Here is a 14,449-nt window from a genome sequence, read left to right as displayed (position 1 = left end):
CGCCGCGCCTCGCGCGGACCGCGGGCAATGGGCGATCATGGCGCCCCCACCGGAGCGCGCCATGTCCATCGCCCTGCTCAGCCTCGGCAGCAACGTCGATCCCGAGACCCATCTGCGCGCGGCGATCGCCGCGCTGCGGGCGCGCTTCGAGGACGTGGTGGTATCGGCGGTGTACCGCTTTCCGGCGGTCGGCTACACGGGCCCGGATTTCCTCAATGCCGCGGCGACGCTGCGCACGGACCTCGCGCCCGCGGCATTGAACGACTGGCTGCATGCGCTCGAGGACGCGCAGGGACGCGACCGCAGCGGTCCGCGCTACAGCGACCGCACGCTCGACATCGACATCGTGCTGTTCGACGACGCGGTGCTGACCGGCGACGGCAATCTCCGCATCCCGCGCGACGAACTGCGCCACGCTTTCGTGTTGCGACCGGCGGCGGAGATCGCACCGGACTGGCGGCACCCGGTCGACGGCACGCCGCTGGCGCAGCTGTGGGACGCGCATGCGGATCGCGAAACGCCGTTCGCGCGCGTGGACGGACTCGACGGCTGATGGACGCACCAGCGGCTCTGCGCGTGCTCGGCACCGGGTGTCATCATCCGGCGCGACGCGTGGCCTCGACGGTGTTCGACGCGCAGCTGGGGCTGGCCGCGGGCAGCAGCGAGGCCGCGACCGGTGTGGCGATGCGCGGGATCGCCGGCGAGGACGAGACCGCCTCGTGGATGGCGGCGCGCGCCGCGAAATCCGCGCTGCACGCGGCCGGCCTCGACGGCAGCGCGCTGGATGCGATCGTCTCGACCTGCGCGGTCATGGAGCAACCGATTCCCTGCCAGGCCGCGCTGGTGCAACGTGCACTGGGGCTCGGCACCTCCGGCATTCCGGCATTCGACATCAACGCGACCTGCCTGGGGTTCCTGGTCGCGCTGGATCTGATCGCGGCCTCGATCGCGGCGGGCCGGTATCGCCGCGTGCTGGTGGTCGCCAGCGAAGTGCCGTCGCGCGGGCTGCGCGCCGACGATCCGGTGACCGCGCCGCTGTTCGGCGACGGCGCCGCCGCGGTGGTGCTTGGCGCCGCGACGTCCGGTGAGGATTCGGCCTTGCTGGCCTGGCGCATGGAAACCTTCGCCGACGGCGCCGACGCCTGCCGCATCCGCGGTGGCGGCACGCGTATCGCGCCCGGCGATCCGCGCAACGACGACCGCGATGCCTACCGCTTCGAGATGGACGGCCCGGCGACGTTCCGCATGGCCGGCCGGCGCCTGCCGCGTCTGCTGACGCGCCTGCTCGACGCGGCCGGCCTGGCGCTCGACGACATCGATTGCGTCGTGCCGCACCAGGCCTCGGGCGGCGGCCTCGACCGCATCGTGCAGGCGCTGCGTCTGCCCGAGGCGCGCACGGTGCGCATCCTCGGCGACCACGGCAACCAGGTGGCCGCCTCGCTGCCGCACGCGCTGCACCACGCGATCGACACCGGTCGCCTGCAGCGCGGCCACGCCTGCCTGCTGCTCGGCACCGGCGCCGGCCTGTCGGTCGGCGGCGCGGTGCTGCGGTACTAACGTGCGCGTCGAACTGACCCTGTTCGACGTCGGCCAGTGTCGCCACTGCGAGCGCGTCACGCTGGCCGGAGGGCGCTGGGGCAACGTGACATTTCCGTCGATGGTCGCGTTGATCGTGCATCCGACCGAAGGCGCCATCCTCTACGACACCGGCTACGCGCCGCATTTCATGGACGCGACCGCGGGATTCCCCGAGCGCCTCTACCGCTGGGCGACGCCGGTCGACCTGCCGCAGGCGCAGCGGCTTGAGGTCCAGCTCGCCGCGCACGGCCTGCGACCGGCCGACATCCGCTGGTGCCTGGTCTCGCATTTCCACGCCGACCACATCGCCGGCCTGCGCGATCTGCCGAACGCGCGCTTCATCTGCATGCGCGAGGACCTGGAATCGATGCGTGCGATGTCGCGCGTGCGCGGCCTGCGCAACGGCTGGCTGCCTGCGCTGCTGCCGACCGATTTCGATGCGCGCGTGCGCTACGCCGGCGATGGCGTCGCGCGTGCACTGCCTGCGCCCTGGCAGAGCCTGGGCGAGGGCGTCGACCTGTTCGGCGACGGCCGCCTGTTCGCGGTGCCGATGCCGGGCCACGCGCCGCGGCAGCTGGGGCTATGCCTGCGCGACGCACAGGACCGCGCGGTGCTGCTGTGCGCCGACGCCTGCTGGTCGCATCTGACGTTCCGCGAGCGGCGCCTGCCGACCTGGCCGGCGCGGCTCGTGACCCACGACTGGGCGGCCTACGTGGGCACCGTCGAGCGGCTGCACACACTTGCGCACGCCGCGCCGGACGTCGCGATCCTGCCGTCGCATTGCCGGGCCAGTCTCGATGCGTATCGCGCCGCGACACACGGGGGGTCCGCATGCGCATCCTCGTGACCGGCGCATCCGGCTTCGTCGGCGGCGCCTTCCTGCGCCGCCATGCCGCGCGCGCCGATCTGCAGCTCGCCGGCACCGGTCGACGCGAAACCGGCCTGCCGGATTACATCCGCTGCGATCTCAGCCGGCCCTTCGATCTGCCGGTGCGGCCCGATGTCGTCATCCATGCCGCCGCGCGCTCGTCGCCCTGGGGCACGCGCGCCGAGTACCTCGCGCAGAACGTCGACGCGACCCGGCACGTCATCGACTTCTGCAGGCGCAACGGCCATCCGCGGCTGGTGTACCTGTCGTCGAGTTCGGTGTTCTATCGCGAGGCGCACCAGTACGACCTGCGCGAGAACAGTCCGGTCGGCCCGACGTTCGTCAACACCTATGCCGAAACCAAGTACGCCGGCGAACAGCTGGTGCGCGACTATCCCGGCGAACACGTCATCGTGCGGCCGCGCGCGGTATTCGGCGTCGGCGACACCGTGCTGTTTCCGCGCATCCTCGAGGCAGCGCGCCGCGGCGCCTTGCCGCTGTTCACCGGACAGGACCGGCCGGTGGTCGGCGATCTGATCCAGATCGACACGCTCTCGGATTACCTGCTGCGCGTCGCGACGATGGACCGCCCCGTCGACAGCTACAACCTGACCAACGCGCAGCCGGTCGACATCCAGGCGCTGCTGCTCGACGTGCTGGCGCGGCTGGATCTGCCGTCGCCGACGCGGCGTGTGCCCATCGGCACCGCATTGCGACTGGCGACCGTCGCCGAGTGGCTGTGGCGCGGGCTGCGGCTGCGCGGCGAACCGCCGCTGACGCGCTTCGGCGTCGGCGTGTTCGCGTATTCCAAGACCTTCGATCCTGCGCGGATGCTGGCCGATCTCGGTCCGCCGAGCGTGTCGATCGCCACCGGCATCGACGACTTCATCGCCTGGCAGCGGGCGCAGTGGGCGGCCTGAGCCTCGCGGCGATATTCGCCTGCGCGTACGGCGCCTTGCTGGCGGTGCGCGCGACCCGCGCATCCCGGGAGGTCCACCGGCAGGCCGCATTGCCGAGTGCGGATGCTGCTTTTGCGATGCACGAGGTCGCGGTGCTGCAACCGATCCTCGGTGGGGATCCGCGTCTGATCGATGTACTGGGCGGCACGCTCGACGCACTGCCCGGTGCGCGCTTCCACTGGCTCGTCGACGCCGGCGACACGCACGCACGGCAGGTCGTCGCAGCGCTGCAGGCGGCGCGGCCGCGCGCCGTCATCGCGGTGCACGTCAACCCGCCCGCGCCCGACGGCGTGAATCCCAAGAGCTTCAAGCTCGACCGCGTGCTGGCCACCGTCGACGCGCCGGTCTGCCTGGTGCTCGACGACGACGCGACGCTGACCGCCGATGCACTCGCGCGTCTGGTCACAGCGCTCGATGCCGCCGACATCGCAACCGCGCTGCCGGGCTACGTCGACGACGGCGAGCGTCTGCCGGGCCGGCTGCTGGCGCAGTTCGTCAACGACAACGCGGCGCTGACCTATCTCGCGCCGCTGGCGTGGGCGCCGCCGGTCTCGATCAACGGCATGTGCTACGCGCTGCGCACCGCACGCCTGCGTGCGTTCGGCGGGTTCGCGCCGCTGCTGTACGCGCTGGCCGACGACCTGGCGATGGCCGATCAGGTCCGTGCGCACGGCGGCCGCATCGCCCAGACCGTCGCGCCGGTGCAGGTGCGCACCAGCATCGACGGCCCGGCGCACTACCTGCGCCAGATGCATCGCTGGATGCTGTTCGCGACCCTGCTGCTGCGGCGCCAGCCGTTGCGCATGCGCGTACTGATCACGCTGCTGCATGGTCTACCGCCGCTGCTGCTGTGGGCGACGGGCATCGCGCTGGCGATGCAGCCCACGGTGACGGGCGCCCTCTGCGTGACCGGCGTGCTCGTGCTGCGTGCGGCCGTGCCCGCATGGCTGCAGCGCAGGCTGGGCGTGTCCGCGCCGCAGCGCCCGCTGCTGTCGCTGCTGGCCGAACTGCTGCAGCCGTTGCATCTGCTGCACGCGAGCGTCGTGCGCACGGTGCGCTGGCGCAGCCGGCGCTTTCGCGTGCATGCCGATGGCAGCTTCCGTGTCGCCTGAAGCCGCCACGCCGATCCGCATCGCGTTCCTGACCGGGCGCAGCGATCGCGCGCGCTGTGGTCTGAGTCCCGAGCAACTGGCGTTTCTCGATACGCTCCGCGCACCCGGACGCGAAGCGGTGGACTGCAACTTTCCGTATGCCGCACCCGACACCGGGCACGTCGCTGTCCCGTTGCCGCTGGCGGCGTTGCGCAATCTCGGCGACTACATCGGCGCGCGACGCCCTGCATTTGCAGCGCGTCACCGCGCATCGGTGGTGGCGATGCTCGAAGGCGCCGATCACATCGTGCTGCTCGCCGGCAGTTGCGGCCTCGAACTGCTGGCGAATCTGCAGTTGGACGCCGACCTGCACGCACGCCTGCATGTCTTCGCGTACGGCCCGGTCGCACGTCGGGCGCCGGACGTCGCCCGCCTGCTGTGCGTGCAGGGCCGCAGCGACTGGATCTCGCGCGTCGGCTGGCGCGGTCCGGTGCACCGCGTCGAAAGCGGTCACATGGACTACCTGCGCCAGCCCGAGGTGCGTCGGCTGTGCGAAGACTTCATCGCGGCGACGCCATGCGCATCGACCTGATCGCGCCGCCCTACAGCGGGCATCTGCACCCGGTGCTCGCGATGGCGCGCACACTCGCCGCGCATCACGTGGTGCGCGTGCTGTCGACGCCGTCGGCGATGGCGCAGATCGCACGCGCCGGTCTGGTCGGTGTGCCGCTGCTCGATGCCGATGCCGAGCGTGACCTCGATGCGATTTCCGATCCGCGGCATGCCGTGCGTAATCGTCCACTGCGCATGCACCGGCAACTGCGCGCCGCGCTCGCTGTGATGGCGCGCTTCGCGCAGGCCCTGCGCGATACCTATACGGATGCGGCCACGCGCCCCGCGCTGGTCATCGCCGACTTCACCGTGCCGGCGGCCGGTGCGGTCGCGCAGTCGCTCGGCATCCGCTGGTGGACCAGCCTGCCGTCGCCGTGCGTGCTGGAAGCACCGGACGGGCCGCCGGCCTACATGGGCGGTCTGGTGCCCGCCACACATGCCGGCGCGCGCCTGCAGCACGCACTGGCGCGATTGGCGGTACGCGGTTTCAAGCGCGGCGTGCATCGTGCGTATCGCCGACGCATGAGCGCGCTGGGCCTGCCGCGGCTGTACCGCGACGACGGCAGCGAGGCGGTCTACTCGCCGCAGCGCATCCTCGCGCTCGGTGTCGAGGCACTGGAATTTCCGCGCACCTGGCCGGCCGCGCTGCGGTTCATCGGCCCGCAGCTGCCCGCGCCCGGCCGCGATACGCCCTGGCTGGCGCCGCGTCCGGCGCCGCGCTTCGTCGCCGGACGCCGGCATGTGCTGGTCACGCTGGGCACGCATCTGCGCTGGGCCAAGGACGGCTTCGACGCAGCCCTGCGTGCGCTGGCGTCGGCGATGCCGGATGTGGAATTCCATTTCACCGATGGCGACGGCGCCGCCGGTCATCACGACCACGTGGCCAACTACCAGCGCCTGGCCTATGTCGACTACGCGCGCTGGATCCATCACTACGATCTCGTCGTGCACCACGGCGGCGCCGGCATCCTCTACCGGTGCCTTGCCGCGGGGCGTCCGGCGATCGTCTGCCCGCAGGACTACGACCAGTTCGACCATGCCGCGCGCCTGCAGCACGCGCGCGCCGCCCTGTGGCTGCGCAATCCCGCGGAGATCGAGGCCGCCGTGCGCCGTGCCTTCGCCGAGCCGGCGCTGTTCGACGGACTGCCCGACCTGCAGGCGGCGGTGCGCGCGACCAGCGATGCGCATCCGCTGGTCACATGGGTCGCCGACGACACGTCGTGGTAGTGCCCGACCGTCGAAGGTGACGTCTGTCACTGGGCAACGCGCCTGCCGGGCGCCACCATCGCATCGACGCCTGCGTGCCGGCGTCGCGGACACACAGGGGAGACCGATCATGTTCGACAAGCTGTCGCGGAGCTGGGATCTGGTGAAGGCGAGCGCGGCCGTGCTGCGCTCGGACAAGGAACTGATGCTGTTCCCGGTGCTGTCGGGACTGGCCACACTGGCGGTGCTGGCGACCTTCGTGCTGCCGCTGTTCGCGCTGCGCGTGTTCGAGCACGGGATCGGCCTGGCCGGGCTGCTGCTCGCGTTCGTCTTCTACTTCTGCCAGTACACGGTGATCGTGTTCTTCAACTGCGCGCTGGTCGGCGCGGCGATGATCCGCCTCGAAGGCGGGGACCCGACACTCTCCGACGGCCTCGCCGCGGCGCGGCGCCGACTCCCGGCGATCCTCGGCTATGCGGCGATCGCGGCGACCGTCGGCGTGGTGCTGCAGTCGCTCAAGCACAGCGAGAACAACGTGCTGGTGCGCCTGCTCGGCAGCGGACTCGGTGTGGCGTGGACGCTGGCGACCTTCCTGGTGGTGCCGGTGCTGGTCAGCCGCGACATCGGGCCGATCGATGCGCTCAAGCAGAGCGTGACCCTGCTCAAGCGCACCTGGGGCGAGAACGCGATCGGCAACGTCGGTATCGGCGCGGCCTTCGGCCTGCTGACCACGCTGGTCGCGATGATCGGCATCGGCCTGACCTTCATCGCGCTGCAGACGTCCGTCGCGCTGGGCATCACGGTGGGCATCGTCTGCGCGCTGGGCGTGCTGCTGCTGGGCGTCTACCAGGCGGCGCTGACCGGCATCTATTCGGCCGCGCTCTACCGCTACGCGGTGTCGCACGAAGTGCCGGACGGATTCTCGGGTGCGCAGCTGGCGCATGCCTTCGAGCCGAAGCGCTAGGCGCAGCGCCTGCAACAGATGCCCGTGACGCGGATCGGGCGGAGGCTACAGCGAACGCCCGCCGTCGAGCCGCAGCACTTCGCCGGTGGTGAAGCCGCCGCGCAGCAGCCAGGCCACGGCGTCGGCGATTTCTTCCGCGCTGCCGAGCCGGGCCAGCGGCGTCGCCTCGAGGATGCGTGACTGCTGGGCGGCGTTCGCGCCGTCCTCCGGCCACAGGATCGCCCCGGGCGAGACGGCGTTGACCCGCACCTCCGGCGCCAGTGCGACCGCGAGCCCGCGGGTCAGGCCGAGCAGCGCGGCCTTCGACGCCGCGTAGGCGACCAGGTCCGCACGCGGGCGTTCGGCGTAGAGGTCCCCGATGCTGACGATCGCGCCCCGTGCCGCGCGCAGATGCGGCGCCGCGGCCTGCGCCAGCAAGAACGGCGCCCGCGCATTCGTCGCCATCAGCGCATCGAACGCGGCGGCGTCCGTGTCCTGGAACGCCGTCGGCGCGAACGCGGCCGCGTTGTTCACCAGTGCATCGAGCCGGCCGAAGTGCGCGACGGTGCTCTCGACGAGCGTCGGCACCGCCGCGGCATCGGCCAGGTCGCCCTGCAGCACCCGCGTGCTGCCCGATCGCCGTGCGTCCAGCTCGGCAGCCAGCGCATCGGCGTCGTCGCGCGAGCGGTGGCAGTGCAGGGCGACCGCGTACCCGTCGGCATGCAGGCGACGTGCGATCGCCGCGCCGATGCGACGGGCGGCGCCGGTGACGAGAACGACGGGAGCGGATGCGGACATGCCGGCAGGGACGTGGCGACGGGCCGGTCACCTTACGCCACCCGCCGATCCCGGTCCCGGGCGCCGCGCACCGCCATCGTCCCGCGACCGTCGGCAGCGGGCCCGGGGTGCGAGCGCGATGCCAGCGCGCATCGAAGCGTGCGCGATGCAGGCGCGTGTGACGGCAGGCCCTCAGGTGCGCTCGCGTATCCTGATGCGCGCCTGTTCCGGAAGTCCTGCATGTCCAGCCAGCCCCCCGCGCCATCCGACGACGCCCTCGCGCACAGCGACCGCCTGCGCGCCCTGATCCACTCCCAGATCGCCGAGGCCGGCGGCGCGATTCCGTTCTGGAAATTCATGGAACTCGCGCTGTATGCGCCGGGCCTGGGCTACTACAGCGCGGGCGCGGCGAAGTTCGGCGCTGCAGGCGATTTCGTCACCGCGCCCGAACTGGGCGCGCTGTTCGCCGAGTGCATCGCCGAGGCCTTCGCGCCGGTGCTGCGGGAGATCGGCAGCGAAGCGCAGTTCCTCGAGATCGGCGGCGGCAGCGGCGCGTTCGCCGGCGATGCGCTGGCGCATCTGGCGGCGCTCGAGGCCACACCCGCGCGCTACGCGATCCTCGAGCCCAGCGCCGATCTGCGCGAACGCCAGCGCGACCATCTGCAGCGGCGTCTGCCGGCGGACCTGTTCGCGCGCGTCGAGTGGGTCGACGGTCCGATGCCCGGCGACTGGCAGGGCGTGCTGTTCGCCAACGAGGTCGTCGACGCTTTGCCGACGCCGCGCTTCGTCATCGGCGAGGGCGAAGTGTTCGAGGAATACGTGACCCGCGATGGCGACGGTTTCGGCCGCACCGTGCATCCGGCCGATGCGCTGCTCGGTTCGGCGGTGCGCCACGTGGAGCGCCAGCGCGGCGGGCCGCTGCCCGATGGCTACCGTTCCGAGCTGCTGCCGCAGCTGCCGTACTGGGTGCAGGCCGTCGCCGGTGGCCTGACCCGCGGCGCGATGCTGTTCGTCGATTACGGCTACGCGCGGCGCGAGTTCTATCGCGATGATCGCGACGCCGGCACCCTGCGCGCCTTCCATCGCCACCAGGTGACCGGCGACGTGTTCGCGCTGCCGGGCCTGCAGGATCTGACCGCCTCGGTCGATTTCACCGCACTGGCCGAGGCCGGCACGCATGCCGGCTTCGCGTTCGCCGGCTACTGCAACCAGACCTCGCTGCTGCTCGGCAACCGACTCGAACAACGCCTGGCCGCGCACGAGGCACTGGCGACGGACGAGGCCGGCCGATACGCACTGCGCCAGCAGGCCAAGCGGCTCACGCTGCCGGGCGAAATGGGCGAGGCCTTCCAGGCGATCGGCTTCGCGAAGGATGTCGACTTCGACCACGCCTTCCTGATCGGCGACATGAGCCACCGTCTGTGAGTCCGATCGCGTGAGCCGGCGCCTGCGCTTCGGCCGTTCGTTCAAGCCGCTGCGGCGTCCCGTGCTGTGGGGCGGGCTGTGGATCGCGGCGATCGCGGGCGTCGTGGTGCTGTCGCTGGCGCCGTCGGTGCCGATGCCGGACGTCCCCGATGGCGACAAGCTCGGCCATTTCCTGGCCTATTTCGCGCTGGCCGCGGCCGCGGTGCAGCTCTACGCGCGCTGGCCATCGTTGCTGGGCGCGGGCGTCGGACTGGTGCTGCTCGGCATCGGTCTCGAATACGCGCAGGGCGCGTTGACCGACACGCGGATGCAGGACGGCGCCGACGCTTTCGCCAATACGCTCGGCGTGATCGTCGGTCTGTCCACGCGGCTCACTCCGTTCCGCGACGTGCTGCTGCAGTTCGACACGCGCGGGCTCGACGGGGTCGGGCGCTGAGCGCCGCACCGATTCCCCGATAATCCCCCCACTTCCGACCTGGCCCACCGCATGTCCGCTGTCCTGCCTCCCAACGCGTCCGCGCCCGCCGACGATGCCGCACGCGCCGATGCCCGCCTCGCCTGGGCCCGCGAGGCCAGCGGTGACGCGACGCTGACGCTCGTGCGCGCGTCGATGGATGCGGGCTTCCGCAGCTACTGGCGCGGCGAGGCGAACGGGCTGTCGCGCATCGTCATGGATTCGCCACCGGCTCTGGAGGATGTGCGCCCGTGGCTGCGCATCCGCGATCTGCTGGAACTGCATGGCGTGCGCGTGCCGCACGTGCGGGCGCGCGAGGTCGAGGCGGGCTTCCTGCTGCTCGAGGATCTCGGCGGCGAGACCTGTCTGCAGGCGCTGGCCTCGCTGGATGCCGACGCGCTGATGGAGGCGGCTTTCGAACAGCTGCTGCGTCTGCAGGCGATCGCGCCACCGGACGATCTCCCGGCCTTCGACGCAGCGATGCTGCGCCGCGAACTCGCACTGTTCGAGGACTGGTTCCTTGGCCGGCATCTCGGCGTCACGCTCTCCGATGACGAGCGCGCCGGCTGGGAATCGGTGCAGACGCATCTGGTCGGCGCGATGCTCGCGCAGCCGCAGGTGCTTGTGCATCGCGACTACATGCTGCGCAATCTGATGCCGGTCGAAGGCGGTGTCGCCGTGCTGGATTTCCAGGACGCGGTCACCGGTCCGATCGCCTACGACGTGGCCTGCCTGCTGCGCGACGCCTTCCACAGCTGGCCGGAGGCGCAGGCCGATGCCTGGCTGGCGCGCTATCACGCACGCGCGCGGGACGCCGGGTTGCCGGTGCCGATGCAGGCGCAGTTCGTGCGCGATGTCGCGCTGACCGGCGCGCAGCGGCATCTCAAGGTCATGGGCATCTTCGCGCGCCTGCATCACCGCGACGGCAAGCCGAAATACCTCGCCGATGCACCGCGGTTCCTCGCGTATCTCGATGCGGTGGTGCCGACCGATCCGGCGCTCGCGCCGCTGGGCGTGCTGCTCGACCGCCACGTGCGTCCGCGGCTGGCGGCGGGCTGATCCGGACGACTGCTGCGCCGTGCAGACCGTGATCCCGCAGCTGCGCATGACCGACGCCGGGCGCAGTCTGGCGTTCTACGCCGCACTCGGTTTCAGCGTCGACTGGGAACACCGCTTCGATGCGGACCTGCCGCTGTTCGCGCAGCTCACCCGCGACGGACAGACGATCTTTCTCAGCGGGCATGCCGGCGATTGCGCCGTCGGCGGCGCGGTGTACTTCAAGGTGGCCGACGTCGACGCCTGTGCGCATGCATTTGCCGCGGCCGGCGTGCCGATCGTGACCGCGCCCTGGAACACGGACTGGGGCACGCGCGAAATGGTGCTCGTCGATCCCGACCACAATCGCCTGCGGTTCGCGCAGCACCCCGACTGATCGCGCCGCGGCGCGAGGAGATTCCGATGGACGACCTGTTCGCAGACGCCCCCAAGCCCGTCCACGGCATCCGCACCGGCATCGGCGGCTGGACGTATCCGGAGTGGCGCGACAACTTCTATCCCAAGGGGCTCGTGCAGAAGCGCGAGCTGGAATACGCCAGCCGCCGGCTGACTGCGATCGAGATCAACGGCACCTTCTACGGCGCGCAGAAACCGGCGACCTATGCGAAGTGGGGCAGTGAGACGCCGCCGGGCTTCGTGTTCTCGTTGAAGGCGCCGCGTCACATCGTCGGTGCCCGCGCGCTGGCCGGCACCGCGAAACAGATCGCGGACTTCGTCGAAGGCGGCATCGCCGAGCTCGGCGATCGCCTCGGCCCGTTGCTGTGGCAGTTCGCGCCGCAGCGCCGGTTCGATGCCGACGACGTCGAAGCCTTTCTCGATCTGCTGCCCGATGCCGTCGACGGCCTGCCGCTGCGCCATGCGGTCGAAGTGCGGCATCCCGCGTTCCAGAGCGCGGCCTGGCTGCGTCTGGCACGTGCGCGCGGCGTGGCGACGGTGTTCACCGATTCCAGCGAGTACCCGTCCTTCGCCGATATCACCGGCGACTTCGTCTACGCCCGGCTGATGGCCAGCCGGGCCTCCAGCGCGACCGGCTATCCCGGCCTGCAGCTCGACGCCTGGGCGCGCCGCGCGCTGGACTGGGCCCGGGGCGACGCGCCGTCGGATCTGCCCTATGCCGGCGCGCGCGACGCGGCGCCGGTCACCCCGCGCGACACCTTCGTGTTCTTCATCTCGGCGGCGAAGGCACGTAACCCCGCCGCGGCGATGGCGCTGCAGCAGCGGCTGGCCGCGGCGACGCGCTGACCGGCCGCCGCGCGCGCTCAGGCCTGTCCGGGCGCCGCGACGAGCAGGCGGGTCACATCCGCATGCAGGGCGTTGATCGCCGGCCCGTCCAGCTGCGCGCCGTGGACGTAGATCGCCAGCAGCAGCGGCGCGCGTCCCGGCGGATACAGCACGGCCACATCGGCCGCCGTGCCCGCGCCGCAGGTCCCGGTCTTGTCGCCGACGCGCCAGTCGCCCGGCACACCGGCGCGGATGCGCGCATCGCCCGTGCGGTTCTCGATCAGCCACGCGGCCAGCACCGCCTGCGACGGCGGGCGCAGGGCATCGCCGAACAGCAGCCGCTGCAGGCTGTCGATCATCGCGCGCGGGCTGGTGGTATCGCGCGGGTCACCCGCAGCGGCTTCGTTGAGTTCGGGTTCCCGGCGGTCCAGCCGCGTGACCGGATCGCCAAGTTCGCGCAGCAGCGCGGTCAGGCCCGGCGGTCCGCCGACCAGCGGCAGCAGCAGGTTGGCGGCCGCGTTGTCGCTCAGCGTGACCGTCGCGCGGCACAGATCATCGACGCGGGCATGGCCGTCGGCCACGCGCGTTTCCACGTAGGGCGAATACGTGACGAGATCGCCGGCGCCGATGTCGACGCGCTGGTCGAGGCGGACACGGCCACGATCGACCGCATGCAGCACGGCGCCTGCGAGCAGCGCCTTGAACGTGCTGCACATCGGAAAGCGGGCGTCGTCGCGCCGTCCGAACCGGCGGCCGGTGCCGGTATCGAGCAGGGCGATGCCGAGCCGGCCACCGGCGGCATGTTCCAGCGCAGCGAGCGCGTCGTCGAGTGATGCATCGCCGGTGGCGGCGCGCAGCGGGGATGCGGCGGCGGCCAGCAACAGGCTGCCGGTGCCGAGCAGAAGATCACGACGTGTGGGCATGGGCGTCGGTGTCCTGGGGATGTCGCAGTCTAAGCAATGCGCGCGATCGGCCCGGCCTGCGGTCTGCGTGCGCATTGCAGTGGACAACCCTCAGCGCGGCCCGCGCGCCTGCGCGATCGCCGCGATCCGCGCCTTGCGCAGCGCCGCGCCGACCGCCGGCCCGGTGATGCCATCGGCGAGGTCGCGCGCATGGACGGCACTGGCCGCGGCGTGTGCGCGGCGCAGCAGGTCGCCTTGCGGGTACGCGGCCTCGGCGCTGCCCAGGCGCCCGCGCTTGTCGCATTCGCAGACCAGCGCCAGCTGCGCGATGCGCTCGGGCTTGCGGAAGCCGTCGCAGCGCGCGATCAGATCGTGCAGGGTCTCGTCGCGCAGTTCGGCGATGCGGTGCACGTTGAGATGCTCGCGGCAGGCGACGACCGCGAGCTCGCGGCAGGCCGCGGGCACCTTCAGGCGCGTGCACAGCGCCTCCAGCGGTTTCAGCCCGGCGTGCTCGTGTCCGATGTGGCGCGGCCATGCGTCCTGCGGCGTCAGCGCCTTGCCCAGATCGTGGGTCAGCGCGGCGAAGCCGATCACCGCATCGCCGGGCGCCAGCCGCGCGGCCATGTCGCTGACCAGTTCCTGGTGCACGCCGGTGTCGACTTCGGGGTGGAACTCGGCACGCTGCGGCACGCCGTAGAGCGCGTCGACTTCCGGCAGCACCACGGCGAGCGCGCCGCAGTCGTGCAACGTGCGCAGGAACGCCGACGGCTGCTTCGAAGCCAAAGCACGCGACAGCTCCTGCCACACCCGCTCGGGTGTCAGCGTCTCGAGTTCGCCGGCCTCGACCATGCCGCGCATCAAGGCCATGGTTTCGTCGGCGATCGTGAAGCCGAGCGGCGCGAAGCGGGCCATGAAGCGCGCGGCGCGCAGCACGCGCAGCGGATCCTCGGAGAATGCGTCGCCGACATGACGCAGCACGCGCGCCTCGATGTCACGCGCGCCGCCGTAGGGATCGACGAGGCCGCCGTCGGGCGCTTCGGCGATCGCGTTGATGGTGAAGTCGCGGCGGCCGAGATCCTGTTCCAGCGTCACCGACGGATCGGCATCGACGACGAAGCCGCGATAGCCGCGGCCGGACTTGCGCTCGGTGCGGGCCAGCGCGTGCTCGGCCTGCGTCTGCGGATGCAGGAACACCGGAAAGTCGCGGCCGATGGCGCGGAAGCCGGCGGCTTCCATCGAGGCCTGGGTCTCGCCGACGACGACGTAATCGCGGTCGCCGGGCGTGATGCCGAGCAGGCGGTCGCGGACCGCGCCGCCGACGAGGTAGATCTTCATGCGGCGATGATGCCATGGGGCC

16 protein-coding genes are annotated in these 14,449 nt (G+C 71.6%); 13 read left to right on the top strand and 3 right to left on the bottom strand.

Annotated features, from left to right (window positions below; genetic code table 11):
• Positions 1-61: 61 nt before the first annotated feature.
• The 8 genes from folK (at position 62) to CURTO8I2_RS10255 (ending at position 7,278) form a co-directional block, all read left to right on the top strand.
• Positions 62-553: a 2-amino-4-hydroxy-6-hydroxymethyldihydropteridine diphosphokinase gene (gene folK, locus CURTO8I2_RS10290; protein ID WP_159680937.1), complete on the top strand. Its 492-nt coding sequence runs from the start codon at positions 62-64 to the stop codon at positions 551-553.
• A complete protein-coding gene (locus CURTO8I2_RS10285; RefSeq protein ID WP_159680935.1) occupies positions 553-1,557 on the top strand; it encodes a 3-oxoacyl-[acyl-carrier-protein] synthase III C-terminal domain-containing protein in 1,005 nt (334 codons plus the stop codon). Before folK ends, CURTO8I2_RS10285 begins: the two co-directional genes overlap by 1 nt.
• A gap of 1 nt (position 1,558) precedes the next feature.
• Positions 1,559-2,425, top strand: a complete 867-nt coding sequence (locus CURTO8I2_RS10280; protein ID WP_159680933.1) for an MBL fold metallo-hydrolase — start codon at positions 1,559-1,561, stop codon at positions 2,423-2,425.
• Positions 2,410-3,366, top strand: a complete 957-nt coding sequence (locus CURTO8I2_RS10275) for an NAD(P)-dependent oxidoreductase (protein WP_159680931.1) — start codon at positions 2,410-2,412, stop codon at positions 3,364-3,366. Before CURTO8I2_RS10280 ends, CURTO8I2_RS10275 begins: the two co-directional genes overlap by 16 nt.
• A gap of 116 nt (positions 3,367-3,482) precedes the next feature.
• The gene (locus CURTO8I2_RS10270) at positions 3,483-4,517 is read left to right on the top strand and encodes a glycosyltransferase (protein WP_236551071.1); all 1,035 of its coding nucleotides are present in this window, start codon (positions 3,483-3,485) and stop codon (positions 4,515-4,517) included.
• Positions 4,495-5,088 carry a hypothetical protein gene (locus CURTO8I2_RS10265; RefSeq protein ID WP_159680927.1) on the top strand — a complete coding sequence of 198 codons (594 nt, stop codon included), beginning with the start codon at positions 4,495-4,497 and terminating at the stop codon, positions 5,086-5,088. Before CURTO8I2_RS10270 ends, CURTO8I2_RS10265 begins: the two co-directional genes overlap by 23 nt.
• Positions 5,073-6,335 (top strand): glycosyltransferase, encoded by a 1,263-nt coding sequence (locus CURTO8I2_RS10260; RefSeq protein WP_159680926.1) that lies wholly within the window; start codon positions 5,073-5,075, stop codon positions 6,333-6,335. Before CURTO8I2_RS10265 ends, CURTO8I2_RS10260 begins: the two co-directional genes overlap by 16 nt.
• A 109-nt stretch (positions 6,336-6,444) precedes the next feature.
• The gene (locus tag CURTO8I2_RS10255) at positions 6,445-7,278 is read left to right on the top strand and encodes a DUF6159 family protein (protein WP_159680924.1); all 834 of its coding nucleotides are present in this window, start codon (positions 6,445-6,447) and stop codon (positions 7,276-7,278) included.
• Positions 7,279-7,323: 45 nt separating this feature from the next.
• Here the strand turns inward: CURTO8I2_RS10255 and CURTO8I2_RS10250 are convergent, their stop codons facing one another.
• Entirely contained in the window at positions 7,324-8,055 is a 732-nt protein-coding gene (locus CURTO8I2_RS10250) for a pteridine reductase (protein ID WP_159680923.1), read from the bottom strand.
• Between the two features lie 219 nt (positions 8,056-8,274).
• Here CURTO8I2_RS10250 and CURTO8I2_RS10245 point away from each other — a divergent pair, with 219 nt between their 5' ends.
• Genes CURTO8I2_RS10245 through CURTO8I2_RS10225 form a run of 5 tightly spaced genes read left to right on the top strand, consistent with a single transcriptional unit; the run spans position 8,275 to position 12,211 of the window.
• Positions 8,275-9,459 (top strand): SAM-dependent methyltransferase, encoded by a 1,185-nt coding sequence (locus CURTO8I2_RS10245; RefSeq protein ID WP_159680921.1) that lies wholly within the window; start codon positions 8,275-8,277, stop codon positions 9,457-9,459.
• A gap of 10 nt (positions 9,460-9,469) precedes the next feature.
• Positions 9,470-9,895: a VanZ family protein gene (locus CURTO8I2_RS10240; RefSeq protein WP_236551070.1), complete on the top strand. Its 426-nt coding sequence runs from the start codon at positions 9,470-9,472 to the stop codon at positions 9,893-9,895.
• 51 nt (positions 9,896-9,946) lie between these two features.
• Positions 9,947-10,972, top strand: a complete 1,026-nt coding sequence (locus CURTO8I2_RS10235; protein ID WP_159680920.1) for a phosphotransferase — start codon at positions 9,947-9,949, stop codon at positions 10,970-10,972.
• A gap of 46 nt (positions 10,973-11,018) precedes the next feature.
• A complete protein-coding gene (locus CURTO8I2_RS10230; protein ID WP_236551137.1) occupies positions 11,019-11,345 on the top strand; it encodes a glyoxalase superfamily protein in 327 nt (108 codons plus the stop codon).
• 26 nt (positions 11,346-11,371) lie between these two features.
• Complete coding sequence (locus tag CURTO8I2_RS10225) at positions 11,372-12,211, top strand: DUF72 domain-containing protein (RefSeq protein ID WP_159680916.1); 840 nt, start codon at positions 11,372-11,374, stop codon at positions 12,209-12,211.
• A 17-nt stretch (positions 12,212-12,228) separates the two neighbouring features.
• Here CURTO8I2_RS10225 and bla read toward each other — a convergent pair whose 3' ends face one another.
• Together bla and CURTO8I2_RS10215 are read right to left on the bottom strand one after the other, a co-directional pair.
• The gene (bla, locus tag CURTO8I2_RS10220) at positions 12,229-13,113 is read right to left on the bottom strand and encodes a class A beta-lactamase (protein WP_159680914.1); all 885 of its coding nucleotides are present in this window, start codon (positions 13,111-13,113) and stop codon (positions 12,229-12,231) included.
• A 90-nt stretch (positions 13,114-13,203) separates the two neighbouring features.
• A complete protein-coding gene (locus tag CURTO8I2_RS10215; protein WP_159680912.1) occupies positions 13,204-14,427 on the bottom strand; it encodes a multifunctional CCA addition/repair protein in 1,224 nt (407 codons plus the stop codon).
• Between the last annotated feature and the right edge of the window lie 22 nt (positions 14,428-14,449).

Origin of the sequence: Luteimonas sp. 9C, assembly GCF_902506295.1 — a bacterium.
In the GTDB taxonomy this organism is placed as follows: Bacteria; Pseudomonadota; Gammaproteobacteria; order Xanthomonadales; family Xanthomonadaceae; genus Luteimonas.
The sequence above is the reverse complement of the archived record's forward strand: the minus strand, read 5'-3'. Positions and strand labels throughout refer to the sequence as shown.